The organism is Candidatus Caldatribacterium saccharofermentans (assembly GCF_050267035.1).
GTDB lineage: Bacteria > Atribacterota > Atribacteria > Atribacterales > Caldatribacteriaceae > Caldatribacterium > Caldatribacterium saccharofermentans.
On the sequence record NZ_CP187957.1, the window covers coordinates 2,186,642 to 2,208,805 of the forward strand.

General features: G+C 53.8%; 31 protein-coding genes and 1 tRNA gene. All 32 read right to left on the reverse strand.

What is annotated here, in order from left to right; translation table 11 throughout:
• Positions 1–2: 2 nt before the first annotated feature.
• Entirely contained in the window at positions 3–563 is a 561-nt protein-coding gene (locus ACPT9Q_RS11175) for an NUDIX domain-containing protein (protein ID WP_017872936.1), read from the reverse strand.
• Complete coding sequence (locus tag ACPT9Q_RS11180) at positions 547–1,224, reverse strand: CBS domain-containing protein (RefSeq protein ID WP_017872937.1); 678 nt, start codon at positions 1,222–1,224, stop codon at positions 547–549. Before ACPT9Q_RS11180 ends, ACPT9Q_RS11175 begins: the two co-directional genes overlap by 17 nt.
• Positions 1,215–1,778 (reverse strand): 2-oxoacid:acceptor oxidoreductase family protein, encoded by a 564-nt coding sequence (locus tag ACPT9Q_RS11185; protein WP_017872938.1) that lies wholly within the window; start codon positions 1,776–1,778, stop codon positions 1,215–1,217. The genes ACPT9Q_RS11180 and ACPT9Q_RS11185 overlap by 10 nt, the downstream gene beginning before the upstream one ends.
• On the reverse strand, positions 1,765–2,523 hold the full coding sequence (locus tag ACPT9Q_RS11190) for a thiamine pyrophosphate-dependent enzyme (protein ID WP_017872939.1): 759 nt from the start codon (positions 2,521–2,523) through the stop codon (positions 1,765–1,767). The genes ACPT9Q_RS11185 and ACPT9Q_RS11190 overlap by 14 nt, the downstream gene beginning before the upstream one ends.
• Positions 2,520–3,584: a 3-methyl-2-oxobutanoate dehydrogenase subunit VorB gene (locus tag ACPT9Q_RS11195; protein WP_427365883.1), complete on the reverse strand. Its 1,065-nt coding sequence runs from the start codon at positions 3,582–3,584 to the stop codon at positions 2,520–2,522. The genes ACPT9Q_RS11190 and ACPT9Q_RS11195 overlap by 4 nt, the downstream gene beginning before the upstream one ends.
• Before the next feature lie 5 nt (positions 3,585–3,589).
• Complete coding sequence (locus ACPT9Q_RS11200) at positions 3,590–3,802, reverse strand: 4Fe-4S binding protein (protein WP_017872941.1); 213 nt, start codon at positions 3,800–3,802, stop codon at positions 3,590–3,592.
• Complete coding sequence (locus ACPT9Q_RS11205) at positions 3,781–4,524, reverse strand: hypothetical protein (RefSeq protein ID WP_017872942.1); 744 nt, start codon at positions 4,522–4,524, stop codon at positions 3,781–3,783. Before ACPT9Q_RS11205 ends, ACPT9Q_RS11200 begins: the two co-directional genes overlap by 22 nt.
• Positions 4,502–6,196 (reverse strand): DNA repair protein RecN, encoded by a 1,695-nt coding sequence (locus tag ACPT9Q_RS11210; RefSeq protein WP_427365884.1) that lies wholly within the window; start codon positions 6,194–6,196, stop codon positions 4,502–4,504. Before ACPT9Q_RS11210 ends, ACPT9Q_RS11205 begins: the two co-directional genes overlap by 23 nt.
• Complete coding sequence (locus ACPT9Q_RS11215; protein ID WP_017873097.1) at positions 6,190–7,059, reverse strand: NAD(+)/NADH kinase; 870 nt, start codon at positions 7,057–7,059, stop codon at positions 6,190–6,192. The genes ACPT9Q_RS11210 and ACPT9Q_RS11215 overlap by 7 nt, the downstream gene beginning before the upstream one ends.
• The gene (locus ACPT9Q_RS11220; protein WP_017873098.1) at positions 7,041–7,592 is read right to left on the reverse strand and encodes a hypothetical protein; all 552 of its coding nucleotides are present in this window, start codon (positions 7,590–7,592) and stop codon (positions 7,041–7,043) included. The genes ACPT9Q_RS11215 and ACPT9Q_RS11220 overlap by 19 nt, the downstream gene beginning before the upstream one ends.
• The gene (locus tag ACPT9Q_RS11225) at positions 7,567–8,376 is read right to left on the reverse strand and encodes a TlyA family rRNA (cytidine-2'-O)-methyltransferase (protein ID WP_017873099.1); all 810 of its coding nucleotides are present in this window, start codon (positions 8,374–8,376) and stop codon (positions 7,567–7,569) included. Before ACPT9Q_RS11225 ends, ACPT9Q_RS11220 begins: the two co-directional genes overlap by 26 nt.
• Positions 8,377–8,378: 2 nt before the next feature.
• Positions 8,379–9,266 carry a polyprenyl synthetase family protein gene (locus ACPT9Q_RS11230; RefSeq protein ID WP_017873100.1) on the reverse strand — a complete coding sequence of 296 codons (888 nt, stop codon included), beginning with the start codon at positions 9,264–9,266 and terminating at the stop codon, positions 8,379–8,381.
• Positions 9,256–9,693, reverse strand: coding sequence for a transcription antitermination factor NusB (nusB, locus tag ACPT9Q_RS11235; RefSeq protein WP_017873101.1), 438 nt, complete (start codon positions 9,691–9,693; stop codon positions 9,256–9,258). Before nusB ends, ACPT9Q_RS11230 begins: the two co-directional genes overlap by 11 nt.
• Positions 9,690–10,043, reverse strand: a complete 354-nt coding sequence (locus ACPT9Q_RS11240) for an Asp23/Gls24 family envelope stress response protein (protein ID WP_017873102.1) — start codon at positions 10,041–10,043, stop codon at positions 9,690–9,692. The genes nusB and ACPT9Q_RS11240 overlap by 4 nt, the downstream gene beginning before the upstream one ends.
• 11 nt (positions 10,044–10,054) lie before the next feature.
• A complete protein-coding gene (gene efp, locus ACPT9Q_RS11245; protein WP_017873103.1) occupies positions 10,055–10,621 on the reverse strand; it encodes an elongation factor P in 567 nt (188 codons plus the stop codon).
• Positions 10,614–11,693: a M24 family metallopeptidase gene (locus tag ACPT9Q_RS11250; RefSeq protein ID WP_427365885.1), complete on the reverse strand. Its 1,080-nt coding sequence runs from the start codon at positions 11,691–11,693 to the stop codon at positions 10,614–10,616. The genes efp and ACPT9Q_RS11250 overlap by 8 nt, the downstream gene beginning before the upstream one ends.
• Positions 11,671–12,126: a type II 3-dehydroquinate dehydratase gene (gene aroQ / locus ACPT9Q_RS11255; protein WP_427365886.1), complete on the reverse strand. Its 456-nt coding sequence runs from the start codon at positions 12,124–12,126 to the stop codon at positions 11,671–11,673. Before aroQ ends, ACPT9Q_RS11250 begins: the two co-directional genes overlap by 23 nt.
• Positions 12,123–13,223 (reverse strand): 3-dehydroquinate synthase, encoded by a 1,101-nt coding sequence (gene aroB, locus ACPT9Q_RS11260; RefSeq protein ID WP_427365887.1) that lies wholly within the window; start codon positions 13,221–13,223, stop codon positions 12,123–12,125. Before aroB ends, aroQ begins: the two co-directional genes overlap by 4 nt.
• The gene (locus ACPT9Q_RS11265) at positions 13,195–13,716 is read right to left on the reverse strand and encodes a shikimate kinase (RefSeq protein ID WP_017873106.1); all 522 of its coding nucleotides are present in this window, start codon (positions 13,714–13,716) and stop codon (positions 13,195–13,197) included. The genes aroB and ACPT9Q_RS11265 overlap by 29 nt, the downstream gene beginning before the upstream one ends.
• A gap of 33 nt (positions 13,717–13,749) precedes the next feature.
• Positions 13,750–14,583 carry a hypothetical protein gene (locus ACPT9Q_RS11270; RefSeq protein ID WP_017873107.1) on the reverse strand — a complete coding sequence of 278 codons (834 nt, stop codon included), beginning with the start codon at positions 14,581–14,583 and terminating at the stop codon, positions 13,750–13,752.
• A 24-nt stretch (positions 14,584–14,607) separates the two neighbouring features.
• Positions 14,608–16,263: a secretin and TonB N-terminal domain-containing protein gene (locus tag ACPT9Q_RS11275; RefSeq protein WP_427365888.1), complete on the reverse strand. Its 1,656-nt coding sequence runs from the start codon at positions 16,261–16,263 to the stop codon at positions 14,608–14,610.
• A gap of 26 nt (positions 16,264–16,289) precedes the next feature.
• The gene (locus ACPT9Q_RS11280) at positions 16,290–16,814 is read right to left on the reverse strand and encodes a hypothetical protein (protein WP_017873110.1); all 525 of its coding nucleotides are present in this window, start codon (positions 16,812–16,814) and stop codon (positions 16,290–16,292) included.
• Entirely contained in the window at positions 16,811–17,341 is a 531-nt protein-coding gene (locus ACPT9Q_RS11285) for a type 4a pilus biogenesis protein PilO (RefSeq protein WP_017873111.1), read from the reverse strand. The genes ACPT9Q_RS11280 and ACPT9Q_RS11285 overlap by 4 nt, the downstream gene beginning before the upstream one ends.
• Positions 17,338–17,892: a PilN domain-containing protein gene (locus ACPT9Q_RS11290; RefSeq protein ID WP_017873112.1), complete on the reverse strand. Its 555-nt coding sequence runs from the start codon at positions 17,890–17,892 to the stop codon at positions 17,338–17,340. Before ACPT9Q_RS11290 ends, ACPT9Q_RS11285 begins: the two co-directional genes overlap by 4 nt.
• Entirely contained in the window at positions 17,883–18,836 is a 954-nt protein-coding gene (gene pilM, locus ACPT9Q_RS11295; RefSeq protein WP_017873113.1) for a pilus assembly protein PilM, read from the reverse strand. Before pilM ends, ACPT9Q_RS11290 begins: the two co-directional genes overlap by 10 nt.
• A 3-nt stretch (positions 18,837–18,839) precedes the next feature.
• Complete coding sequence (locus ACPT9Q_RS11300; protein ID WP_017873114.1) at positions 18,840–19,178, reverse strand: hypothetical protein; 339 nt, start codon at positions 19,176–19,178, stop codon at positions 18,840–18,842.
• A 34-nt stretch (positions 19,179–19,212) separates the two neighbouring features.
• Positions 19,213–19,671, reverse strand: a complete 459-nt coding sequence (locus tag ACPT9Q_RS11305; protein ID WP_038304691.1) for a hypothetical protein — start codon at positions 19,669–19,671, stop codon at positions 19,213–19,215.
• Complete coding sequence (locus ACPT9Q_RS11310; RefSeq protein WP_427365889.1) at positions 19,613–19,969, reverse strand: hypothetical protein; 357 nt, start codon at positions 19,967–19,969, stop codon at positions 19,613–19,615. The genes ACPT9Q_RS11305 and ACPT9Q_RS11310 overlap by 59 nt, the downstream gene beginning before the upstream one ends.
• On the reverse strand, positions 19,950–20,405 hold the full coding sequence (locus ACPT9Q_RS11315; RefSeq protein WP_017873117.1) for a GspH/FimT family pseudopilin: 456 nt from the start codon (positions 20,403–20,405) through the stop codon (positions 19,950–19,952). Before ACPT9Q_RS11315 ends, ACPT9Q_RS11310 begins: the two co-directional genes overlap by 20 nt.
• A 15-nt stretch (positions 20,406–20,420) precedes the next feature.
• Positions 20,421–20,810, reverse strand: a complete 390-nt coding sequence (locus ACPT9Q_RS11320; RefSeq protein WP_017873118.1) for a sigma factor-like helix-turn-helix DNA-binding protein — start codon at positions 20,808–20,810, stop codon at positions 20,421–20,423.
• Entirely contained in the window at positions 20,807–21,676 is an 870-nt protein-coding gene (locus ACPT9Q_RS11325; protein WP_017873119.1) for a KaiC domain-containing protein, read from the reverse strand. The genes ACPT9Q_RS11320 and ACPT9Q_RS11325 overlap by 4 nt, the downstream gene beginning before the upstream one ends.
• A gap of 392 nt (positions 21,677–22,068) precedes the next feature.
• Positions 22,069–22,144: transfer RNA gene (locus ACPT9Q_RS11330), tRNA-Ala, on the reverse strand.
• Positions 22,145–22,164 lie beyond the last annotated feature (20 nt).

Here is a 22,164-nt window from a genome sequence, read left to right on the forward strand (position 1 = left end):
TCTCATGGCTTCTCACTGAGCCAGTACTGAAGACCAATAAGGGTCTTGGCGTCCTTGATGACACCCTCGGCGAGCATGGTTTGCGCCTCTTCTTTAGAGACCTCAAGGTAGTAAATGACCTCGTCAGCGTCTCCCTCACGAATGTCTCCCTCAAGGGGACAGGCATTCTGAGCCCGGAAGAAATGGATGATTTCGCTGCTGTATCCTGGGGCAAGGCACACAGAGAAAAGGTAAGACCACTCCGGAGAGGAGAAACCCGTTTCTTCCTCGAGTTCCCGCTGGGCGCAGAGCAGCGGATCTTCTCCCTCTTCGAGGGTCCCTGCCGGGATCTCCCAGAGCCATTCCCCGATAGGGGCACGGAATTGCCTGACAAGGAGTATCCGTCCCCTGGGGGTGGTGGCGATGACGGTCACGGCACCGCGGTGACGGACGAAAATTCGTTCCATACCACCACGGTATGTTTTGCGAACAACCTCGAACACCCTTGTCCTCAGGAGTATCTCTTCCTTCTCCGTTTCGGGTTCAGGCAACTCAGTAGCCTTTCCATCATACGGGAAGAACATGGCCTCTCTCCCCCAAAGGAGCAATCCAGACGTGGGTGACAGTGATACCCTTCTCTCTGAGCCCGGCCACGATCTCCTGAGGAGTTAGCGTGTTGACCCTCACCACGACATACCGGTATTCGGGTTTGCCCTCCTCGTAGAAGGTAGCAAGACTCAGAATGTTAATACCGTGTTCTTTAATTACTCCAGTGACTTCATGCAACACTCCCGGCTTTTGTGGGAGTTCCAGGGTGATCCGTGCTCCTCCCTCCTTGAGTCCCAGGGTTTCCACAAAGACCTCAAAGATGTCCGACTCGGTGATGATACCCACCACGCTCCCCTCCTCCACAACCGGCAAACCCCCAATCTGGTGCTTCTGCATGATGAGTGCTGCCTCTTCAATGGGGACATCGGGTGGAACAGTAATGACATTACGGGTCATAATCTCGGCCACGGTCATTTTGCTCAGAAGGTACGTCAACTCAAAACGACTCAGCGTGGTCGCCTTTGAGGGGGAGGCCTCAAGGAGGTCATTGTACGTCACGATGCCCACGAGTTCTCCCTGATCCACCACGGGAAGCCTCCGTATCCGGCTTTCCCGCATGATTTTCTGCGCTTCAAGGATGGTGACCGAACTCGGGATGGTAACGACATCCCTGCTCATACGATCTCTCACCAGCATGGTTCAGCCCCCTTCTCAACGAACTCCCACCCCACCTCGAGAGCCTTCAGATTCAGGGTGTAGAGTTTCTCTCGTTTTCCCCGCAGGCACTCCGCGAGTGCCCTTTCGGCGCTTTCCCTCTGGACGATCGGGCACCGGGCAAGGAGGGCTCCAAGGATGATGGTGTTCGTGACCTCTGCTCCATCAAGGTAGAGCTTGGCCAGGTCGTTCGCCGGAACAGGGAGGACTTCAAGGTCTTCTCGCTCGCATTTTGCCCGGACAAGAGAGGCATTCACAAGAAGAAGTCCCCCGGATTGCACGGCGGGGGCGAAGCGGAAAAAGGAGGGCTCGTTCATAACGATGCAGACACCGGGTCGGTCAGAAATGGTGGCACCGATTTCTTCGTCAGAGATGATCACCGTGCAATTCGCCGTTCCTCCTCGCATTTCTGGTCCATATGATGGGTACCAGCTGACCTCATGCCCTTCAAGCATCCCCGCAACAGCGAGAACCCTTCCCAGAAAGAGGATACCCTGACCCCCAAAACCGGCAATGAGGATTTCATGGTGCTTCACGGGAGTTGCACTCCTTCACTTTGAGCTCCCCGAGGGGGAAGTAAGGAATCATTTTCTCCTCAAGCCAGTCCACCGCTTCCTTTGGGCTCATGCCCCAGTTTGTGGGGCAGGGAGAGAGGATTTCAACCAGAGAGAATCCTCTTCCCTCCATCTGGGTGAGGAAGGCCTTGCGGATACACTCCTTGGCCTGACGAATGAACTGAGGGCGGGTGAGGGCCACCCGGGCAATGTAGGCACTCCCCTCAAGGACGCTCAGGCATTCCCCAAGGCGAAAAGGAAAACCGTGAACCTGAGGATCTCGCCCCAGAGGGGTGGTTTTCGTCTTCTGCCCTAAAAGGGTAGTGGGAGCCATCTGTCCTCCAGTCATGCCGAACACCGCATTGTTGACGAAAAAGGAAGTGATGAGTTCGCCTCGGTTCGCAACGTGGATGATTTCAGCAGTTCCGATAGCCGCGATATCCCCATCACCCTGGTAGGAGAAGACAATCCGGTCTGGAAGGGACCTCTTGATTCCTGTGGCGATGGCCGGGGCTCTTCCATGGGCTCCCACAACAAAGTCAACGTCGATGAATTCGTAGATGTACACCGAGCACCCGATGGGTCCCACCCCGATGGTCCGATCGGCAATGCCCAGCTCCTCGATGACCTCGGCAATGAGCCGCTGTGCCAGGCCGTGGTGGCACCCGGGACAGTAGGTGAACGGTTTTTCAAGGAGCGTCTTTGGCCGCTCAAAGACTACCTTCATACCCGTATCTCCTCCCTGAGGAGGCCGTGGACGTGCTCCAGAATTTCGGAAACGGTGGGGATAACACCCCCCGTGTGTCCGAGGAAGAACACCGGCACCTTTCCCCGCACTGCCAGCTCCACATCCTCAAGCATCTGACCAAGGTTCATCTCCACAACGAGAATGGCTTTCACTCCTTTAGCCTTTTCGAAAAGTGCAGCCTTTGGGAAGGGAAAGAGCGTTATCGGTCGGAAAAGGGCAAGCTTCAATCCCTCTTTTTTTCCTTCCCGGACAACGCTCTTCAAAATTCGTCCCACAGTTCCGAATCCCACAAGGAGAATTTCTGGTTCGGGATCCCCAAAGGTGTCGTAGTCGGTTTCCTGCTCTTCGAGGAGACGGTATTTTCGCTGGAGTTTCAGGTTCAATTCCTCAAGCCCCTTTGGGTCAAGGTCAAAACAGACGATCCATTTTCGGGGACCGCTGCCCTTTCCCCGGATCGTCCAGTCTTTAGGGGGAAGGGGAGGAAATTCTGGCTCCCTGAAAGTCACCGGTTCCATCATCTGTCCAAGCATCCCGTCCCCCAGAATTTCCACCGGATTCCGGTACTTGTCGGCAAGGTAGAAAGCCCGATAAGTAAGGTCAACGAGCTCCTGGACGGTGGAAGGGGCAAGAACAATGAGCCGGTAATCCCCGTTTCCTCCGCCCTTCACTGCCTGGAAGTAATCGCCTTGTGCAGGCTGAATATTTCCAACCCCTGGTCCTCCTCGACTCATGTTCACCACAACGCAGGGGAGCTCGGCCGCGGCAAGACAGGAGAGCCCCTCCTGCATGAGGCTCACCCCAGGGCCAGAAGAAGAAGTCATGACCCGGGCACCCGTTGCGGCTGCTCCATACACCATGTGGATGGCGGCAACTTCACTCTCGGCCTGGAGGAATACTCCCCCTACCTGGGGAAGACGGAAGGAAAGGTACTCGCTGATTTCGTTCTGCGGGGTAATGGGGTAACCGAAATACAGGCGGCACCCTGCCCGAACCGCCGCTTCCGCTACGGCCTCATTCCCCCGCATGAGGATTTTCTCCATAGGCATCACTCCCGGTACACTGCGATGGCCACATCAGGACAGACCTGAGCACAGAAACCACAACCAGCACACTGCTCGTCATCCGTCACCATGACGGGATAGTATCCTCGGGAATTGAAGTCCCGGGAGATCACAAGAATCCCCCGTGGGCAGGCATAGGTGCAGAGTGCGCAACCCTTACAGAATTCCCGGTTGATCACGACCCGTGCTCTGGGCATCTCTCGTCCTCCTCTCCCCACGGAAGCACCATAAATCGCGAAATGGCAAAAACCGCACTTTCTCCCCAGTCAACAAGGGGATAGTAACTTTTATTCCGTTCCCAAAGGCTGGCAAAGAGTATCGGGAGATTCAGGGCTTTTTCCAGGGTCCGGGTCTTCTTCCATCCCTTTTCAAGAAGTAAAGGGTCCGTCTCGTGCATGAGGTGGGTGTTGGCCACAAGGGAGGCAAAGGGGACTCCATGGTGTTTCCTCAGAGTGTGGACAAAGTCCATGTAGCTCTCCACTTCCCCAAAAAAGGGTCGAGCGAAATTCACCACAAGTGCAACGTGGATTTTCCGCCTTTCCCAGAAAGGCTTCAGGCTCCTGAACACCCGTAATCCCCTCTCATCCCTCCCGAGGTCCACCACCAGGCGAAACTCTCCTCCCGCACGGTTGAAAAGTTCAAGCACATCCTGTCCAAAGGTTGGTGCTTCAGTGTATCGCTCTCTTCCTCTCTGCAGGATAAGGGGTTTCTCAAGGGCGAAACGCCCGCTCCGGAGGGTAAAATCTCCCTTCGAGAAGTCAAGGTCCACTAGTGCGCAGGAGAACCCCCGAATGACAAGCAGAGTGGCAAAATTGGCGGCCACTTCGCTTTTGCCGGTTCCTCCCGGTCCAGAGAAAACAAAGATTTCCCCACTGGTCATGACTTCTTCGAGGAAACTACTGGATTTCAAAACCTCCACTTCGTGCTCTCCTTATGAGGGCTTCCGCGTACTCTAAGGTTACAGCCTGCTTCTTTTCGTCTCCCATCATGCGGGCAATTTCCTGAAGACGTTCTTCCCAGGAGGAAAGAGGAACTACCTCAACCCAGGCCTTCTCTCCGGTGGAGAATTTCTCCACCTTCAGGTGGTGGTCAGCAAAGCTGGCAATCTGAGGCAAGTGGGTAATGCAGATGACCTGGTGTTGCCGGGCGAGCTTCTTGAGTTTATCTCCTACTCCAAAAGCGGTCACACCTCCTACCCCCTGGTCGATCTCATCAAAGACAAGAACCGGTGTACCAGAAAGGGCAGAGGCCACGCTCTTCAAGGCAAGAACGATCCGGGAGATTTCTCCCCCGGAGGCAGTTTCCTCAACAGGGAGGAGAGGCATTCCGGGATTCAGGGAGATAAGGAGACGGGCTTCGTCAATTCCCTCAGGACCAGGCTCCCGTCTTTTCCCCAGGGCAAGATCGAGATTTGCCCCCTGGAGGGCAAGAGTGGCCAGTTCCTCTTTCACCCTCTCCCTGAGGACTTCAAAGGCCCTCCAGCGTTCGGCAGAGAGCTCCCCTCCAAGAAAGAGCAGTTCCCGTGATAGCTCCGCGATACGTTCCCGAAGAACGTCCTTTTGGGCAATTTCTCTCTCAAGAATGCTCTTCCGCTCTTTGAGGCCTTTCAGAAACGTCACGAACTCTGAAGTGGTAAGGAATCGGTATTTCCTTTTCAGTCGCTCGATTTCCGCCACAGCCCTTTCCACACTCTCTATTCGTTCCGGAGAGAAGGAGAAAAACCCCTCAAGACCTTGTACAAGGCGCAAGGCCTCCTCAAGTTCAAGCTCCACGCGCTCAAGGATTTCCTGAATTTCTGCCTCCTGGAGAGTTGCCGAAGCCCCAGACAGTTCCCGAAAGAGCGCCCGGAGACGGGAAATCCTCCGAAGCATCCCCTCGTCCCCCAGGACGCTTTCGCGGAATTCCCGTACAGCCTCAAGGTATTGCTGAGCCTGGGAAATCCTTCCGAACTCCTCCTCGCACTCAAGGATAAGCTCGGGGGTGAGCTCCGACTGCTGCACTTCCTCAAGGATTTCCTCGAGGTCTGCGAGTTCCTTTTCCTGTCCCTGCTCAAGAGAAGAAAGCCGTTCTTCAAGGGCCTGCTTCTCCTCAAAACGAGTCACGTACTGCTGCTTGATGGCTTTTCCCCTCTCCGGGAGAAAGGTATCAAGGAGGCGGAGGATACTTGAGGAGGTGAAAAATAGCGAGTGTTCCCTCTGCCCGCAGATGTCAAGGAGCAGGACGGCCACGTCCCGGAGAACGTTGAGAGGTACAACTCTTCCGTTGATTCGGGCCTTGCTTTTTCCTCCCGAGGCGAGCTCCCGAGAGAGAACGACAAAATCTCCCCCTTCGAGGGGAATACCACAGACGGCAAGATGTTGCCGGAGTTCGGGAACCCCTTGAAGAGTGAAACACCCCTCGACAACTGCCCTTGAACTTCCCGGGCGAATCCACTCCTCTTTCCCCCGAGCTCCAAGGAGCAACGAAAGGGCATTCACAAGAAGAGACTTTCCCGTACCCGTTTCTCCTGTAATGACGTTCATCCCTGGAGCAAAGGTAATCTCCTGATACTCTACCAGGATAAAGTCACGGATGACCAGTGTCTTTAGCACTCCCGCTCCACCCGCTTCCGGATATCCATTCCCCAAGAGAGTTTGTTCCGCAGAAGGGCATAGAAGGGACGTTCGGGCAGAAGCCGGGCAAGAACAGCGGAGAAAGGCGACCGGTACACCATGATGCGCTCTCCCTTCCTCAGAGCATATCCCCTCTGCCCGTCAAGCGTCACCATGGTTCCCTCTTTCAAGGATTCCAAGACAACTTGGATACAGGATGAAGAGGGGAGCACGATGGATCTCGCGTAGAGAGTATGGGCACAGATTGGTGTGACAATGAAGAGCTCAAGCCCCGGGAACACCACCGGTCCGCCGGCAGAGAGCGAGTACGCGCTTGACCCTGTGGGAGTGGCCACAATGAGACCATCAGCAGGGAAGGAGGCCAGAAACTCCCCATCGATGTACGTTGAAAGGCGAATCATCTGCGCGAAAGGGCCACGGTAGATAACAACATCGTTTAGGGCAAAATCTTCCTCTTCCTTGCCGTCCTCGTGGACAACCCGACAGTGGGCCATCATCCGTTCCTCGAGGGTAAACGCCCCGGAGACAATCTGGTCTATGGCCCGCCCCATCTCCTCCACGCTGACCTCGGCAAGGAACCCCAGTCCCCCCATGTCGATACCAAGGAGTGGGACACGAAACGGAGCATATAGGTGGCAGGCGGCAAGGAATGTTCCATCTCCGCCAACCACGAAAGCCAGATCGGGGGCAGAATCCCCAACTCCCCCTTCTCCTTCCACAACGAGCGTCGCCTGCACCCCTTTCTTCTCGAGAAGGAGAATGAGTTCCCGAGTCTTCTCGGAAACCAGACCGTTTTTCCTTCGCACGAAGACGTGGACGTTTTTCACCAGCCTCTGCTCCATCGCCCCACAAGGAAGCCAACCGAAAAGCACACTATCCACATCCATCTTGTCGTTCTTGGCAGGGACCCAAGCCAGGGAAAGGAAACCTCGTACACTTTTTCGTGCTCTCCGTCAACGAAGAGCACCGCACAGGGAGCAAAAAGGAGGGCGTACTCAAGGAGTTGCCTTCGTATCGAGGGATTTTCAGGACTTTCCACCTGCTTTCCCGTTTTGACCTCTGCGATGTACCGTCTCCCCTTCCGCTTCAGGAGGTAGTCGACCCGAACCCGAAATGGGATCCGTCTTCCATTAAGCAGGAAAAAAGATTCCCTCTCGGCCTGTTCCTGGAGGCATCGGAAGCCTTGTCGTTCAAGGAACTGCAGTGCCTGGCGTTCCAGGTTTTTCGCACGCCGCATGAGACGCCGAAAGGCTCTCCGCTCAAGGAGTCCTTTCACCCAGAGCGTCAACCAGACCACTATCCCCAGAAGAAGCACGATAAGGACAAGGAGAAACGTCCAGGTTGTTTCTTTAAACCCGAAAAAGTTCATGGGCATCCCGCACCACTCTCAGTATTATATCCCTTTTCTCAAACTCCGTTAAGGGTGATTTCCCCTTGCGGCAGTACGCGAAGAATTCAATGTTTCCCCGGGGCCCGAGAAGCGGAGAAAAAGTGAGATCCTGCAAACCCAACCCCTTCGCCTGTGCAGCCTCAAGAACTTCGCTGAGCACTTCCCGATGAACTTCAGGATCTCTGACAACACCCTTTTTCACCTTTTCCCGACCCGCCTCGAACTGAGGTTTAACGAGTGCAATGACCATACCCTCATCCTTCAGGATTTTAGCGATAGCGTCCCAGAGGAGCCGCAGGGAAATGAAAGAGACGTCTACCGTAACTCCGTCAACGTATGTTCCAAGGTGAAGAGGTGTAAGGTACCGGGCATTGGTTTTTTCCATAACTACCACCCGGGGCGAGGCACGAAGCCGTTCGTGGAGCTGCCCACTTCCCACATCGATGGCGTAGACCTTCAGGGCCCCATGCTGGAGAAGACAGTCGGTGAAGCCGCCGGTGGAGGCTCCGATATCGGCGAAAACGAGTCCCGAGGGGGTAATCTGGAAGGCCTTCAGAGCCCATTCAAGCTTTTCCCCACCCCGGCTCACGTACTTTGGGGGTTCAAGTAGCACCACCGGGACATCCGGGAGAACGAGGGTTGAGGGTTTGAGAGGATGAGGAAACCCCTTGATCCGAACCTTTCCCCCAAGGATGAGACGCTGTGCCTGTTCCCTGCTTTCGCAGAGACCACGCTCAACGAGGAGAATATCCAAACGAACCTTTTTCATCCTCAATGGTCACGAGTGATAACAAAACGAGACAGAGTAAGGAGTTCGGAGAAATCCCTGGGAAGAGCCTCAAGCAGTTGGCAGGCTTTTTGGAATTGCTCTTCCATCATCCTCTCCGTTTCCAGGACACCCTTCATGCGAACAAGCGTTGCCTTCTCCTGGACAAGGTCCTTCCCCGCCGTTTTGCCCAAGCGAGCGCTCTCCTGAGTCACATCGAGAAGGTCATCCTTCATCTGAAAGCACTCTCCAAGAAGCAGACCAAAACGAGAAAGGAGAGTTTTTTCCCTCCGGGAAGCGCCGCCAAGTATGCCCCCACAGAGCACCGCAGCCTGGATGAAAAGGGCGGTTTTGCGACGGTACATGTCAAGGATTTCCCCCTCGCTGACCTCCTTCCCCTGGTAAAGGAGATCCAAAACCTGCCCACCAACCATCCCCTGGTTCCCCAGGGCACGAAGCAACACCTGGAGTACTGCCAGGATTTTTCGGGTACCGAAAGTACGCCGGAACTCCCGGTTCTCCGTGAACATTCGCAATCCCTCAACAAGGAGTGCATCCCCTGCAAGTACCCCCATTGCCTCTCCGAAAGCCCTGTGGAGACTCGGCTTTCCCCGGCGAAAGTCATCGTTGTCCATGCAAGGGAGATCATCGTGCACTAGGGAGAACGAGTGAATCATCTCGATCCCGGCAGCAAGAGGAAGCACCTTTTCCTCGCCGACGTGGTAGGCTTTTGCCGTGGCAAAAAGGAGAGAGGCTCGAAGTTTTTTCCCCCCTGTGGCGCCGTATACGACCGACTCCCAGAGAAGCGGCGGTACACCCTCTCGGGAGAGATGTCTCTTCGTGAATTCCTCAACAAGCTCGGCATTCCGTACCAGGAGTTCCTCAACTTCCATTCCCCTTGACCTCCTCGAGTTCCTTGCTTTTCCCAAGATACCGCACAAGACGCCCCAGGACACCGTTAATGAACCGCCCGGATTCCTCGGTACCGTACTTCTTCCCCAGCTCTACCGCCTCGTTGATAGAGACACTCGCCGGTATCCCCGGGAGGAAAACAATTTCGTAGGTGGCAAGGCGGAGAATGTTGCGGTCAATGGTTGCCATGCGGTACAGTGGCCACCCTTCGGCAATTTCCGTAATCAGGCGGTCGATTTCCCTCTCTTTTTCCTCCACCCCTCTGACCAGGGTGAGGAAAAAGTCCCTCGTATCCTCGTCCCAGGAAGCAGGCAAAGGAGTATAGGGAAGGATATCGTCAACTCCTTTCCGGCGTAAGTCCCTCTGGAAAAGGACCTGCAAGGCAAGTTCCCGGGCTTTCCTCCTCATGTCTTTAAGACTCCCTGGAGGGAAAAGGACGAGAGATGACCGGTAGCAAACCCCTGAACATAGATATTGATGTGGTCAACCCTTAGGGCAGTCTCTTTCTCGATTTTCTCCTTGACCCTTTTCTGAATTTCCCATGCAGTCTCAGGAACTCTCCGCTCAAGGGTCAGAATGAGAAAGAGATTCACCGAGAGGAGGTCTCCCCGGGCGTCAAGACGAATACTCTCCTCTCGGTTTTTCTCCAGAGATTCCACCCCCGGGATGCTCTGGAGAAGGCACTCTATGAGCTTCTGCAACACCCGGAAAGAGTACGTAACTTTTCCTTCTTCAAGGAGAACTTCGCAACCCTTCAATATTCCACTCCCTATACCCGCTCCAGATACTCCCGCGTCCGGGTATCAATGCGAACCCGGTCACCCCGGTTCACGAAAAGAGGCACCTGAATGGTCAGGCCCGTCTCGAGGGTGGCCGGTTTTGACCCTCCAGAGGCCGTATCACCCCGAACCCCTGGAGGGGTATCCACAACTTCAAGGTCGACAAAGGGCGGAACATTCACCGCAATGTATCTCCCCTCGTAGACGAGAAGCTCGACTTCGAGATTCTCTACTAGGAAGTCCTGGTTATCTCCCACAATTTCCTCGGGAAGCACAACCTCCTCATAGGTTTCGAGGTTCAGGAAGTGGAAATCCGATCCGGAACGATACATGAACTGAGCCCGTTTCCCCTCAAGGACTGCCCGGGCAACCTTCTCCCCAGCCCGAAAGCTCTTCTCCACCACAAGGCCAGTGTTAAGGTCTTTCAGCTTTGCCTTGATAATGGCTCCCCACTTGCCAACTTTTGTGTGCTGGAAGGCGGTGACGACGTACAGTGTTCCGTCCACCTCAATACAGGTTCCCACCCGTAGGTCGTTGCTTGAGATGTACTCAGGCACGGTTTTCGCCTCCTTTCCCATCGAAGGTTTCTGGAAGTGTGTCTAAAACCCTGCAACCTTCTTCCTCCACAAGCACCATGTGTTCCAGGCGCACACCTCCCCATTCGGGGGAATACACCCCGGGTTCAACGGTTACCACCATACCACGGCGGAGAATAGCGGTACTCTGAGCGCTGAGCTTAGGTTCCTCATGAACATCGATTCCCACACCATGACCAAGACTATGGGTGAAGTACCGTTCGAAGCCGCTCTTTTGGAGAACTTCCCTCACCTTCTGATCCACAGCTTTCGCCTCTACTCCCTCCCGGATAAGTTCCAGCGCGGCAGTTTGGGCCTCAAGGAGAGCAGAGAACGCCTTCTGAAAGGATGTCTCCCGAACTTCACCCACCGGAACAACCCGGGTGAGGTCTGCACAGTACCCGTCAACTCTCACGCCCCAGTCAACGAGAACCCATTCTCCCCTTTTTACCTTCCTGGACGTTGGGCGGGCGTGAGGAAGGGCAGCCCTTTCCCCTGAGGCCACGATGGTCGGAAAAGCTACAGCCTCGCCACCTCGCCTGCGCATCCGGTATTCGAGTTCTACAGCAATCTCGTGTTCGCTGATTCCCTCCTGGATGAGGGGAAGAACATCTTTGAAGGCCTCCTCAGCAATGGTGACAGCTTTCTGAATGACTTGAATCTCTGCCTCGTCCTTCACTGCCCGTAAGGCATTCACCGGAGAAGGACAGGGGACGACCGGGCATTTCTTCTCCTCAAAGCGGCGAATGAACCCCACACTGGCCACGTCTTCGACAAAAAGACGGCTTGCACAGGAAGAGAAGAAGACGTCACAGATAGAGGCCACAGCATCCTGCTCAAATTCCACAATTTCTGCCTCAATGGCCAGCTCTTCCCTGCTCTGGGTAGCATACCGACCATCGCAGAAAAAGAAGGTTTTTTCCCCAGGGAATAGGAGGAGGAAGCCTAGGGACCCCCGAAACCCCGAAAGATAGAAAACATTCCCCGGGGCAAGAACGAGAAGCGGACCTTCAAGAGCTTTCTCTAACCTTTCAAGACGACTCTGGAAGTTCACGGCTTCTCTCCCTCAGGAGAAAGGCTTCCATAGCCAGAATGTACCCAAGATGGGCAAAACCAGTGATCTGCCCCCAGCAGACCGGAGCAATGACCGAATGGCGACGGAACTCTTCCCGGGCATAGATGTTCGACATGTGAACCTCAATGGTGGGAACATTCACCGCCTTGATGGCGTCTCGAAGAGCAATGCTATAGTGCGTATACGCTCCCGGATTCAGGATAATACCATCCCACTTTCCCGGGGCTTCATGAATTTTGTCGATAAGCGCTCCCTCGTGGTTGGACTGGAAGATTTCAAGCTCTATACCCCGCTGTGTTGCCTCCTTCTGGAGAAGCTGCACCAGCTCTTCAAAGGAAACTTGACCGTAAACATCCTTTTCCCGTTCTCCAAGGAGATTGAGATTTGGCCCAAGAAGGCAGAGCAGTTTCATCCTTCCACCTCGCAAATTTCAGGAAGTACCTTAAGGATTGCCGCTTTCTCAACCTCGACCCCTGTGACCGGTTTCCCCAGGTCCGCAAGGAGTGTGCACCGTACCTTCTGACCCTCTCTCTTTTTATCCCTCCACAGAGCAGAGAAGAAAGCGTTCAGGTTGATTTTCTGGGGAACCCGAAGAGGCAGTCCGAGTTTCTCCAGGACCGTCTTCTGGATGGCGTAGACCTCTTCGGTACCTATCCCCAGAGCGCATGCAAGGAACGCTTCTCCTCTCATCCCCACGCTCACTGCTTCTCCGTGGCGAAGCACACCGTAGCCCATTGCCTTTTCCAGAGCATGCCCAATGGTATGCCCGTAGTTCAGGATACTCCTGAGACCCCCTTCCCTTTCGTCTTTTTCAACTACCGCCTTCTTGAAGGCGATGGACCTTGCGACGACCTCCTCAAGAACGGTCCCTTTTCGCCCAAGGATGTCTTCAGCATGCTCGAGGAGGAAGGTGGTAAAATCCTTCCCCTCGAGGAAGGCAGTCTTAGCCACCTCCGCAAGACCCTCCCGGTATTCTCGTTCCGGGAGCGTCTCAAGGAAAGAAAGGTCGATAAAGACCCCAGAGGGCTGGTAGAAGGTGCCAACGAGGTTCTTCCCTTCTTCGAGGTTCACCCCGGTTTTTCCTCCAACAGAACTGTCAACCTGAGCAAGGAGACTTGTGGGAATCTGGTAGTAAGCAATGCCCCGAAGAAAGGTCGAGGCCACAAAACCGGCAAGGTCGGTGATTACCCCTCCTCCCAGCGCAAGGATAAAGGACTTCCGGTCAAGGTCAAGGGCGAGGAGCCTGTGGTACACTTTTTCAACTGTGGCCAGGTTTTTGTGCTCTTCCCCGTCAGGGACGGCAACAACGTCAACGGCGTACCCTCGCTGCACGAAAAACCTCTGCACCCGCTCAGCGTGGAGTACCTTCAATAGGTCATTAGTGAGAATCACCCCACGCCGGGAGGGGAAAGGAATCTCTTGCAACCAGTCATCTCGAAGGAAGAGGGATGGACCGATGAATACCCGGTACGACCTTCCCTCAGACAAGGACACCACAATCTCGCGCACGGCGCACAATCTCCTCGGCAACTTCTTCTTCGGTGAGAAAGTCCGCATCAATTATAACATGGGCTCTCGAGTAGTAGGGAACCCTTGACTCATAAAGGGCCTGGAGTTCAGAGAAGCTCGGGTATTTCTTGAGAAGCGGACGACCTGTACTCTTTCTCAGGCGCTCGAAGAGGATGGGGAAGGAAACTCGAAGGAACACAGTGAAGAAATGTTCCCTGAGGATTTCTCTATTTTTTTCCCTCACAGGAAGGCCTCCGCCGGTGGCAAGAACCAGGTGACGCCTTGTGGCCAGCTCCGCAAGAACCTCTGTTTCGAGTGCTCGGAAGTACTCTTCCCCATAACGGGAAAAGATCTCGGGAATAGGGAGGCCCACTCTTTTTTCGATGATAGCGTCGGTGTCATGGAACTCCCAGCCAATTCTTTGGGCTACTCTCCGGCCGACACTGGTTTTGCCACAGCCCATGAAGCCAAGGAGAGCAATGTTGCAACGCACAGTCTGTATCTCCAGTTACAAGCCCCCTGAGGCTTAAGATGATGGGGAGGGAATCTGGCAGATCTCGCTGACCTTCTGAGTCTTTGTCACTATTGATACCCCTCCATTGACATCGTAAACTGCAGCAACGGCAGTGACAGTATCGCTGAGGCTTACCCCCACACTTTCGGAGACAAAAGGTGGGGTTGTATCCACCCCTGCAGACTGGCCGTTGATGGAGAACTCTACTTTTTTGACTACCGTGGCATCGTCTACCTTTAAGGCACAGCCAACTTGGACTGAGGATTCGGTGTCGCAGGATGGGCAACCGCTGCCCACCATGCAGAAGAACTCCAAATCCACGCTGGGCAAACCTTCAAGCATGCTGAACCCAAAATCGCCACCTCGGTAACTTACCGCGTGCGTTGCGTAGTCCGTACCGGAGAAAGTCACATTCACTATCACCACAGGAATGCGATTGGATCGTATGTACGCCTCCACATCCGGTGGCAAGAGGTCAACTTCCCAGGTTACTGAAGCATCCTCGATACCGGCAACAGAAGCCATGGGCGTTTGGGAAGGGATAACATCAATGCTCGTCTCTATGGTTCGTGTCAGCGCGGTAAGCACGGTTCCGTCGGTTTTCCTGTACTCAAGACGGCACTGAGTGATTTTCACCCCGACTTTATTGAGAGGAGTAAAGGTAAACCTGGTCAATCCCCAGTTTTTTGATTCAGCCGAGGCAGCAGAGAGGGAGGACACAAGGACCTCTCCGGTGATGCGCACCTTGGCTTTGGGAAACATGGGATTATCTGAAAACCAACCGCAACTCGAGAGGAAGAAACATACGCTCAAAAAGGCGCAGAGCACCAGATTTTTTCTCCTCATTCCCTTCCTCCTGAGACACGCCTTTCAGTACTCAATGACATGGGGAGTAAGGAACACAATGAGCTCTGTTTCCTTGTGGGTTCTGCTCCGGAGTATGAAGAGATTCCCGACAAGGGGAAGTTCGCTTAAAATGGGAATTCGAGTAATTCTTTCAATATCCTCGCTCCGGATGAGCCCGCCGATGACCAGGGTTTCCCCAGGGTGCAGACGTGCAGTGGTATCGGCATTCTTCACGCTCTTTTGGGGATCTCTGAAGGTTAAGCCAGCCAAGACATACTCCCGCTCAGTGTAGGTACTGACCTCAGGTTTTGCGTGAACCACCACCGTCCCTTCCTGAGTGAGGACCGGGGTGACTTCGAGCGTAATACCCACCTCAAGGAACCGGAGCTCTCCAGGGATGAGACGACCCTCTTCATCTGTTTCGAGGTTCCGATAAGGTATGGAGTCACCCACGTGGATTGTGGCTGTTTTGCCACTGAGCGTGAGAATCCTGGGGTTCCCGACTAACCTTGCAAGGTTTTTCTTCTCCAGAGCCTTGATGGTCATTTCCACCAGGTCCTGGCGTTCCATAGTTCCTCCAAGACTGAGTTCTCCAAACGTGATTTCCCCTTCCTTGCCGCCAATAGCCCATGTAACTCCAAGGTCTTTGATTTTCTCCCGGTTAATCTCTACAAGTTTTGCGTCAATCATAATCTGCGGCAGTTTCCGGTCAAGGTTTGCAAGGAGCTGCTGCACGGCCTCCAGCTCTTCCTTTGTTCCCCGGACAACAAAGGCTTTCTGGGTGAAAGCATAGTTGACTCGTTCTTCTTCAGGGATAACAATTTTCAGGAGTTCCCGGATTTTCTCGAGCTGTTTTTCATCCTCGTAAATGTTATTGGAGAGATAGAACGTCCTCGTTTCCAGCGCCACGTCAATCTTTTCAAGAATATCCTGAACCCTGCGGAACTCCTCTTCCCTCCCCCGCACAACCAGAGCCCGGCTTGTGGTATCGACAGCGATGTGTTCGGGGGGAATGACCAGACTTACGATTTCCTTGGCTTTCTCCGGGTTCATGCTCTTTAGGGGGAACTTCCGCACCTCAAGAAGTCCAAAGTTCTCCTCAAGTTTCCGCTTTTCTGCGATGATGATGTTCTCCCCAAGGCGCACCTGACCAAGGCCTTTCATGGTGAGGATGTAACCCAGGGCCTGGTCGAAGGTCAGATTCTCGAAAGACAGGGTGACGGTTCCTTGAACGGACTCATCCACCACAATGTTTACACCCCTGGCCTTAGCCAGGGCAAGGAGCACATCCTTGATGTCCGCATCACGAAAGTCGAAAGAAAATCGCTCTTCTCCCACCCCCGGAGCAAAGGGCCCCGTAATAAGCACGCTAACCAGGCGTCGATTGGCTTCGTCGTAGACCTCATAAGATACCGGGCTTTTGAGTTCAATCCAGATGCGAAGACCATCCCCAGTTTCTCGAAAAATGATACTTTTTACCGGTCCAATGTTCATTGGGCGTTCCGCGTAAGGAAGTCCCCGTCTCGCCCCCTGAATGTCAAGAACGATGTGATAGGGGTCGGGAGAGACATCTTCCCAGTTGCACGGAGCATCGAACTTGAAGGTGAGTTTGATTTCGACGTTGCTGGCCCGAAAGAAGAAATCCCTGAGCTCAAGGGCAAATGCCGAGGTAAGCCCCACACTCCACAGAAGGAGTACCCAGAACGCTACTTTTCGAGTGGAAATGCAAGCTCCCTCCCCTGATACGTGAGCACGACTTGCTTTTTATCTACTTTAACCAACCGGAGCTCTCCTGACAAGGGCTTTTCAGGGGTGAGGAAGAAAATTTCCCCATTCACTTCCACCACAACCACCTGCTTCGTAGGCGAGAGCACCACACCCTTCAGGGCAATCGATGGCGGTGTCTCTTCTGGAACGATTTGGAGCCTTTCGGAGCTTTCCTCGAAAACAGGAACAACCTCTTCCGGTCCCTCGGGAACCGGAGGATAGGCGAAGGAAAAGACGTTTCGCAAGCTGAGAATTTCCTCCTCGCTCAAAGGTGCGAGAAAGACCTCCTGTTCCTTTGGAGCCTCTCTGGACTTTGGCAGGGGGAAGACGGGCTGGTTCCCGCTACCCTCTTGGGCAAGGGAAGCAGGGGTGTTCAGTTTTTCGATGACACGAAGACTCAAAACACCAAGGATTGCCAGGGCTATGGCGAGGAGGGCAACGAGTACCGTTTCCCGTTCCTTCACGGCTTTCCTCCTCCAAGAAGATATGTGGAGAAGAGGATATCCGCCTTGAAAGCCTCCTCGTCTTTCCCAAAGGAGAACCCCTGGACTTGGATAAGCCGGGGGGACTGGCGGAGGTAATTCAGAAAAAAGAGGAAACCCTGGAAGGAGGTACGGACTGAACCGGAAAAGGGGAGTTCGGTGTACCCTTCCTGAGGCTTTGGGGGTTCTGGCTTCAGGGAAAGGAGCTCAAGGTGCGAGAGAAAAGCGGCATCCTCAATGGTGATGAGAAGATCCGGGATTTCCTTCTCTTCGGGAAGGCGTCGTGAAAGTGTCCGGGCAAGACTCTCGAGTTCTTGAAGACGCTCTTCAAGGCGTCGGAGTTCCACAACCTTTCTCTGAAGGACGGTGATCTCCTGGATAAGGCGCTTCTTCTCTCCTTCTAAGGCCGTTACTCGCTGCAGAAGAGGGGAAAGCACAAAATAGAGAACCAAAAAGAGACAACCAGTCCAGACCGCAAGGTACACTGCCCAGTGTTCTCTGTCTCTCATGGGCTTTTCAGCTCCATCGTCAGCCCGAATTCGTAGAGGTTATCCCGCCCAAGGGCGAGGGACGTAAAATCTACCGAGGAAAAGAAATCCCTGTATCGCGACAGGCTCCCAATGAAGTCAGCAATACTGGCTACGGTAGCTGCCTGTCCCCGACACTCCACCCTTTCTGAAGAGCAACGAAGCTCAGAGAGCGCAAGATCCTGGGGCATGTGTTTTCCAAGGATAGTGAAAAAGCGAAGCCAGTCTTTCTCTCGAACAATCAGCGACTCCAAAAGGCGCACCCTCTGTTCAATCTTCGTCACCTCACCTTGAACTTTCTTCAGCCTCTCTACCTCCTCTCGCAGGCGGGAAGCCCGAAGCTCGAGGGTGATGACCTCCTGTTTCAGGGATTGTACTCTGAGGCTGAATATCCCATAGGAAAAAAGGTAGAGAGCTGAAAAACCAAGAAGCACAACCACGAAAAAGAGGCGAGCCCAGTTCGGCGTTCGCCGGGCAATGTACTTCCGTGGCAGGAGGTTCAGAGTAACCCGGTATGGCACCTTCACTTCCATAGTGACGCTCCTAAAGCAGCAAGAAACCGCTCAGAGGCAATGGAGTCCTTCCCCAAGAGGAGTGGCCGCAACGTCTGGAAGTCGAGAGAGAGCTCCTGGGTAACATGTCTCCGGAGGGGATAGCACAGGGCTCCTCCCCCTGAAAGAAAGACCTGCTCCAGAACCTGAACACCAAATTCTGCCTGGAAAAAGGCGAAAGAACGCCTGAGTTCGGAAACAAGATCTGGAGAAGCCAGGGGTATAGCCTCTTCCAGCTGATACGGAACTCCTGCAGCACTCTCTCCTCGCCGGAGAATTTCAAAGGCCTCAACGGGTGAGAGGTGGAACTCCTCTGAAAGGGCGTCCCACACTCTCTTCATACCCCAGCCAAAGCTTCGAGAGAGGAGAACATGGCGATTGGCAAAGCAGATGAGAGTAGTTTTCTCGAAACCGATGTCCACCAGGGTGAAAGCCTGTTCGAAAAACTCCGGATGGAGACCCAAAAATCCTTTCACAAGGCTTGTAACATGGGGTTCCACGGCTTCTACCCGCACTCCTGCCTTGGAGAAAACATCAACGTATCTTTCCACCTCCTGGAGGGGAACAGCAGCAAAAAGGACCTCCATTTTCCCGCCATTTTTTCCGACGATGCTCCAGCCGACCTGGAAGTTCTCCTCATCAGGTATGAGGGAACGGGCCTCCCACTGGAGGGTGTTCTCAAGTTCTTCCTGAGGCATCTCAGGAAGGCTCACCCGCTGGAAGACCATCCGAGGATGAGAGAAGGAGAGGGTAGCTTCCCTGGGGAGGCGGTTGCGCTGAAAGAAGAGCCGAATATCCTCACTCGTCAGGGGAGCTTTTTCCGGAAACAGCACAAACTCCCCTACCCTCAGGAGAGCAAAATCCTTACCTTGCGCTTCACTCAGGCAAAACTTCAGGGCGTACGATCCCGTGTCAATGCCGAGCATGGTCTACCGGGAGAAGGGACGAATGAAGTTATTCTCTGCGTATACCACAGAGAGCTCTTTTCCCTCCCATCGAATGCCTGCCTGTAACACGACCTCCCCATTCTTTGTGAGAGTAATTGTATCACTTGTGATGGTGAATGCATAGGAAGGAGCAAAAGATGAAGGAAGGTTTGCAACTACAAATCCTTCCCCTTTTTCTTCAAGCAACGTCACAGCCTCGATGAGAACTCCTTCTCTTGTGTACTCCTCCTGGTATTCCCGGAGGTATGCGTTGATGGTGCGAATATGGAGGGCGATTTCCTGCGAAAGGAGAACGACCATCATGGCAGCTGCGGTGAGCATGACGCACACAGCAAGCTCGATACTCCCATTCTCCTTACCTCTTGAAGTACCCTGGAAGGACCTGAAGAGTATAGACCTCATCCCCGAAGGAAATCCTGACGGTCAAGGAATGCTGGAGAAGAGAAAACGCCACACCAGTGCATCCCTCGGCGATAGGGTTTGCAGTCCCCTTGTGCGCCAGAAGAAGGGAATTGCGAAGCGCATACACAGAAAGAGTAGAATTCCTCAGGCGGACAGTGAACCTTCTCCCACCCCCTGAAACCACGGCGTTATCCCCATATCGTGCAAGGTGAAAAACCGCATAGAGTGCTGAGAGCGCTTGCTCCTTCTCTTCAATCCGTTCGAGAATCGAAGAGAAGAGACGGACACACTGGGCGAAAATCCCAAGAGCACCACAGATGACGACGATTCCTATGGTGATGCTGAGAAGTGCCTCAAGGAGCAGAAATCCCCCGCTTCCTGAGCGTCCGAAGAGCAAAAATCTCCCCTCCATCCTCCCTGGTGACTACTACCTCACAGAGCACCGTTCTGGGTGAGAATTCCCTGACATCCCACCGGACGATGAGTCCATCAGTTCCCCCCGGGGGTGAGGGAGGACACCCTGTACTCTTTATGGACTCCATGGTGTTCACCGCAAGCATCAGAGCCTGGGTTTTGAGTTCTGCCGATGCCCTGACTACGAGGAGGATACGGACCTCAAGGAGAACAACACCCACAAGGAGCGCAAGAAGACTCAAAGAAACGGCAATGCCCACAAAGGTCGCACCGGAGTCATTGCGGCGACGTGTCACTGAGTCGCACCCTTCCTGTGACCGGAGCGATAATGATGTATTTCCGCTTTTTGGGCGTTCTCAGGATAACCGTTCCCCCACACAGCGGGGTTCCCGAAGGCAGGAAACGGAGCTCATTGGAGGGGAAGTTGGTCGCGTACAGCGCGATACCCCCTGGCACAGGGTATATTCTGGTTTTCCCGTCTTTCCCCCGGAAGAGGAAACGATTCCCTACGACATCGAAGATAATCCTGGTTTGAACTGCTGCCTCAAGAGCCTCAATTCGTGCAAGACGTATGACACTTGCTATCTGCTGAGCCGCTCCCAAGAGAACGGATTCTCCCTGAAGGCGAGAGAGGGAAGGAACCCCCAGAGCCAGAAGCAGGGCACAGAGAGAAAGGCCGATGATGACCTCAAGGACCGAAAACCCAAAACAGTAAGTGCTTTTCCAGGGCATAAACAGCCGGAAAGCCTACCACCCTCGTGCCTCAATCTCTTCAAAAGCCCTCTTTGCCAGGCCACCGGCAATGTGGACACCCTTCGTCTCAACATCTTCCTCTTTTATTTTCTCCTCAAGGTACTGGAACGCCTTTTCCGGGTCTGCTCGCAGGATGTTCCGTACAGTCTGCACACTGATGCCGAGTTCTTCGGCAATCTCTTCTGCTGTTCGATCGAAAACCCTGTGAAGCACAAGAACCAAAGCTGCCTCAAGGAGCGAAGAGACCCAGGTCAGACGCTGGTACAGAACAATCTTCCTCGGTCCTCCAAGGAGACGAAGGCTTTGTTCGAAAACCCGGTAAGCAAGCTCCTCTTCCACAATGCTCCGGAATTTACCAAAACCCTCAAGAGACACCTCTTTCATGTCCCTCCTCCTTCCTGAAAGAGTGGTCCCTTCAGAGAAAATATACCCTTTTCATCGATTCCCGCAAGGTATGTCCTCGTATCATGTCCACACACTCTGCATCCGTCAATCCGCAACGTTCGCACAATGTCTCCTATGGCCTTCCCGTAGACGTTACTTGCCTGCTTTGTCGTCACAACGAATTTGGACAGGACGATGGTACAGTCCACAATATGGGGGACAGCATAGCCTCCTGCAGCTTCCGCAGAAGTCTCTTCGTGGCTGGAACGCTTCTGGGAGATGAAAATCGCCGTCTGGTAAAGGGATTTCATCGTATGGTAGAGCTTTCTCACAATACTCCTGGCCATCATTTCCTTGCCCTCGTAGAGACCGGTGATGGAATCGATGACAACGTGCTGCACTTTGTGGCGACGCACTACACTCTCCACAAGAGAAGAAAGAGCAAGCACATCGTCTCGAAGCTCAGCGTGCTTGGCGGCATCGGCCAGAAGGATATTCTCCGTGACCTGTTCCCAGGAGACACCCAGCGATTTTGCCCGTTCCCGGACGCTTTGCACGAGAAAGGGACCCGGGAGTTCCACAGTGACAAAGAGCACCTTTTCTCCCCTCTGGGCCTGAGCAAGAGCGAATTGCTCGGCTATGAGCGACTTTCCTGTATCGGGGACTCCAGTGAGGTGTACCACGGCAAAGCGAGGGAATCCCGGGAGAGGAACTCTCTGGGGTTTCTCATCCTTCCAAATTAAGCGAAAGAAGAGATTATCAAGCCCCGGTACTCCTGTGGGAACACCCTCAAGAGAAGGGGTCTCTCGTTCAAGCTCAGAAAACGAATACAATCCTTCAAGAGGCGCTTCTTTCCTTGGCTGCATTGGTCGTTCGTATTTCCCTAAAATACAGCTCCGATTATACCCCAAGGAATACAGGAGCGACAAGAGCTTCGACTGATTTGGCCCGGATCTCTGGTGTTTCCCAGTTTCTAACAGTATACCCACACGCTCAAGAAAATTCCTCTTGCTTCCTGTAGCCAGATTACCGCTTGCATTCTGCTTTCCCATTACCACACTGGTTATGCTCAAGAGGGATTTTCTGTGTCTGTTTGTGCCAGTGGGAAATGGGCATCTCCGTCCGGGTGCTCCCTTCTCTCAAGGTAGAAACTTCAAAGAAGGCCGAGAGGGTTCTAAAGAGATTTTCCCATAACTATCAAACTACTACCAAAGCAGGGTTTTCAGGATGACCAGATGGTCAAAAGCCTTGAAAAATCTGGTGGAGATGACGGGACTTGAACCCGTGACCTCCTGCTTGCAAAGCAGGCGCTCTCCCAGCTGAGCTACATCCCCACATCCTGCACCTTGAGTTT

What these genes read in the sequence shown, in the direction of transcription:
- ACPT9Q_RS11320 (WP_017873118.1), bottom strand. Translation starts at nt 20,810, where the DNA reads ATGAAAGAGGTGTCTCTTGAGGGTTTTGGTAAATTCCGGAGCATTGTG.
- ACPT9Q_RS11300 (WP_017873114.1), bottom strand. Translation starts at nt 19,178, where the DNA reads ATGCTCACCGCAGCTGCCATGATGGTCGTTCTCCTTTCGCAGGAAATC.
- ACPT9Q_RS11200 (WP_017872941.1), bottom strand. Translation starts at nt 3,802, where the DNA reads ATGCCCAGAGCACGGGTCGTGATCAACCGGGAATTCTGTAAGGGTTGC.
- pilM (WP_017873113.1), bottom strand. Translation starts at nt 18,836, where the DNA reads ATGCTCGGCATTGACACGGGATCGTACGCCCTGAAGTTTTGCCTGAGT.
- ACPT9Q_RS11285 (WP_017873111.1), bottom strand. Translation starts at nt 17,341, where the DNA reads ATGAGAGACAGAGAACACTGGGCAGTGTACCTTGCGGTCTGGACTGGT.
- ACPT9Q_RS11270 (WP_017873107.1), bottom strand. Translation starts at nt 14,583, where the DNA reads ATGAGGAGAAAAAATCTGGTGCTCTGCGCCTTTTTGAGCGTATGTTTC.
- ACPT9Q_RS11195 (WP_427365883.1), bottom strand. Translation starts at nt 3,584, where the DNA reads ATGGAGAAAATCCTCATGCGGGGGAATGAGGCCGTAGCGGAAGCGGCG.
- ACPT9Q_RS11305 (WP_038304691.1), bottom strand. Translation starts at nt 19,671, where the DNA reads ATGGAGGGGAGATTTTTGCTCTTCGGACGCTCAGGAAGCGGGGGATTT.
- ACPT9Q_RS11180 (WP_017872937.1), bottom strand. Translation starts at nt 1,224, where the DNA reads ATGCTGGTGAGAGATCGTATGAGCAGGGATGTCGTTACCATCCCGAGT.
- ACPT9Q_RS11315 (WP_017873117.1), bottom strand. Translation starts at nt 20,405, where the DNA reads ATGCCCTGGAAAAGCACTTACTGTTTTGGGTTTTCGGTCCTTGAGGTC.
- ACPT9Q_RS11190 (WP_017872939.1), bottom strand. Translation starts at nt 2,523, where the DNA reads ATGAAGGTAGTCTTTGAGCGGCCAAAGACGCTCCTTGAAAAACCGTTC.
- ACPT9Q_RS11325 (WP_017873119.1), bottom strand. Translation starts at nt 21,676, where the DNA reads ATGCAGCCAAGGAAAGAAGCGCCTCTTGAAGGATTGTATTCGTTTTCT.
- aroQ (WP_427365886.1), bottom strand. Translation starts at nt 12,126, where the DNA reads ATGAAACTGCTCTGCCTTCTTGGGCCAAATCTCAATCTCCTTGGAGAA.
- ACPT9Q_RS11220 (WP_017873098.1), bottom strand. Translation starts at nt 7,592, where the DNA reads ATGCCCATGAACTTTTTCGGGTTTAAAGAAACAACCTGGACGTTTCTC.
- nusB (WP_017873101.1), bottom strand. Translation starts at nt 9,693, where the DNA reads ATGAGGAGGAAAGCCCGGGAACTTGCCTTGCAGGTCCTTTTCCAGAGG.
- ACPT9Q_RS11290 (WP_017873112.1), bottom strand. Translation starts at nt 17,892, where the DNA reads ATGGAAGTGAAGGTGCCATACCGGGTTACTCTGAACCTCCTGCCACGG.
- ACPT9Q_RS11225 (WP_017873099.1), bottom strand. Translation starts at nt 8,376, where the DNA reads ATGAAAAAGGTTCGTTTGGATATTCTCCTCGTTGAGCGTGGTCTCTGC.
- ACPT9Q_RS11175 (WP_017872936.1), bottom strand. Translation starts at nt 563, where the DNA reads ATGTTCTTCCCGTATGATGGAAAGGCTACTGAGTTGCCTGAACCCGAA.
- ACPT9Q_RS11230 (WP_017873100.1), bottom strand. Translation starts at nt 9,266, where the DNA reads ATGGAAGTTGAGGAACTCCTGGTACGGAATGCCGAGCTTGTTGAGGAA.
- ACPT9Q_RS11215 (WP_017873097.1), bottom strand. Translation starts at nt 7,059, where the DNA reads ATGGAGCAGAGGCTGGTGAAAAACGTCCACGTCTTCGTGCGAAGGAAA.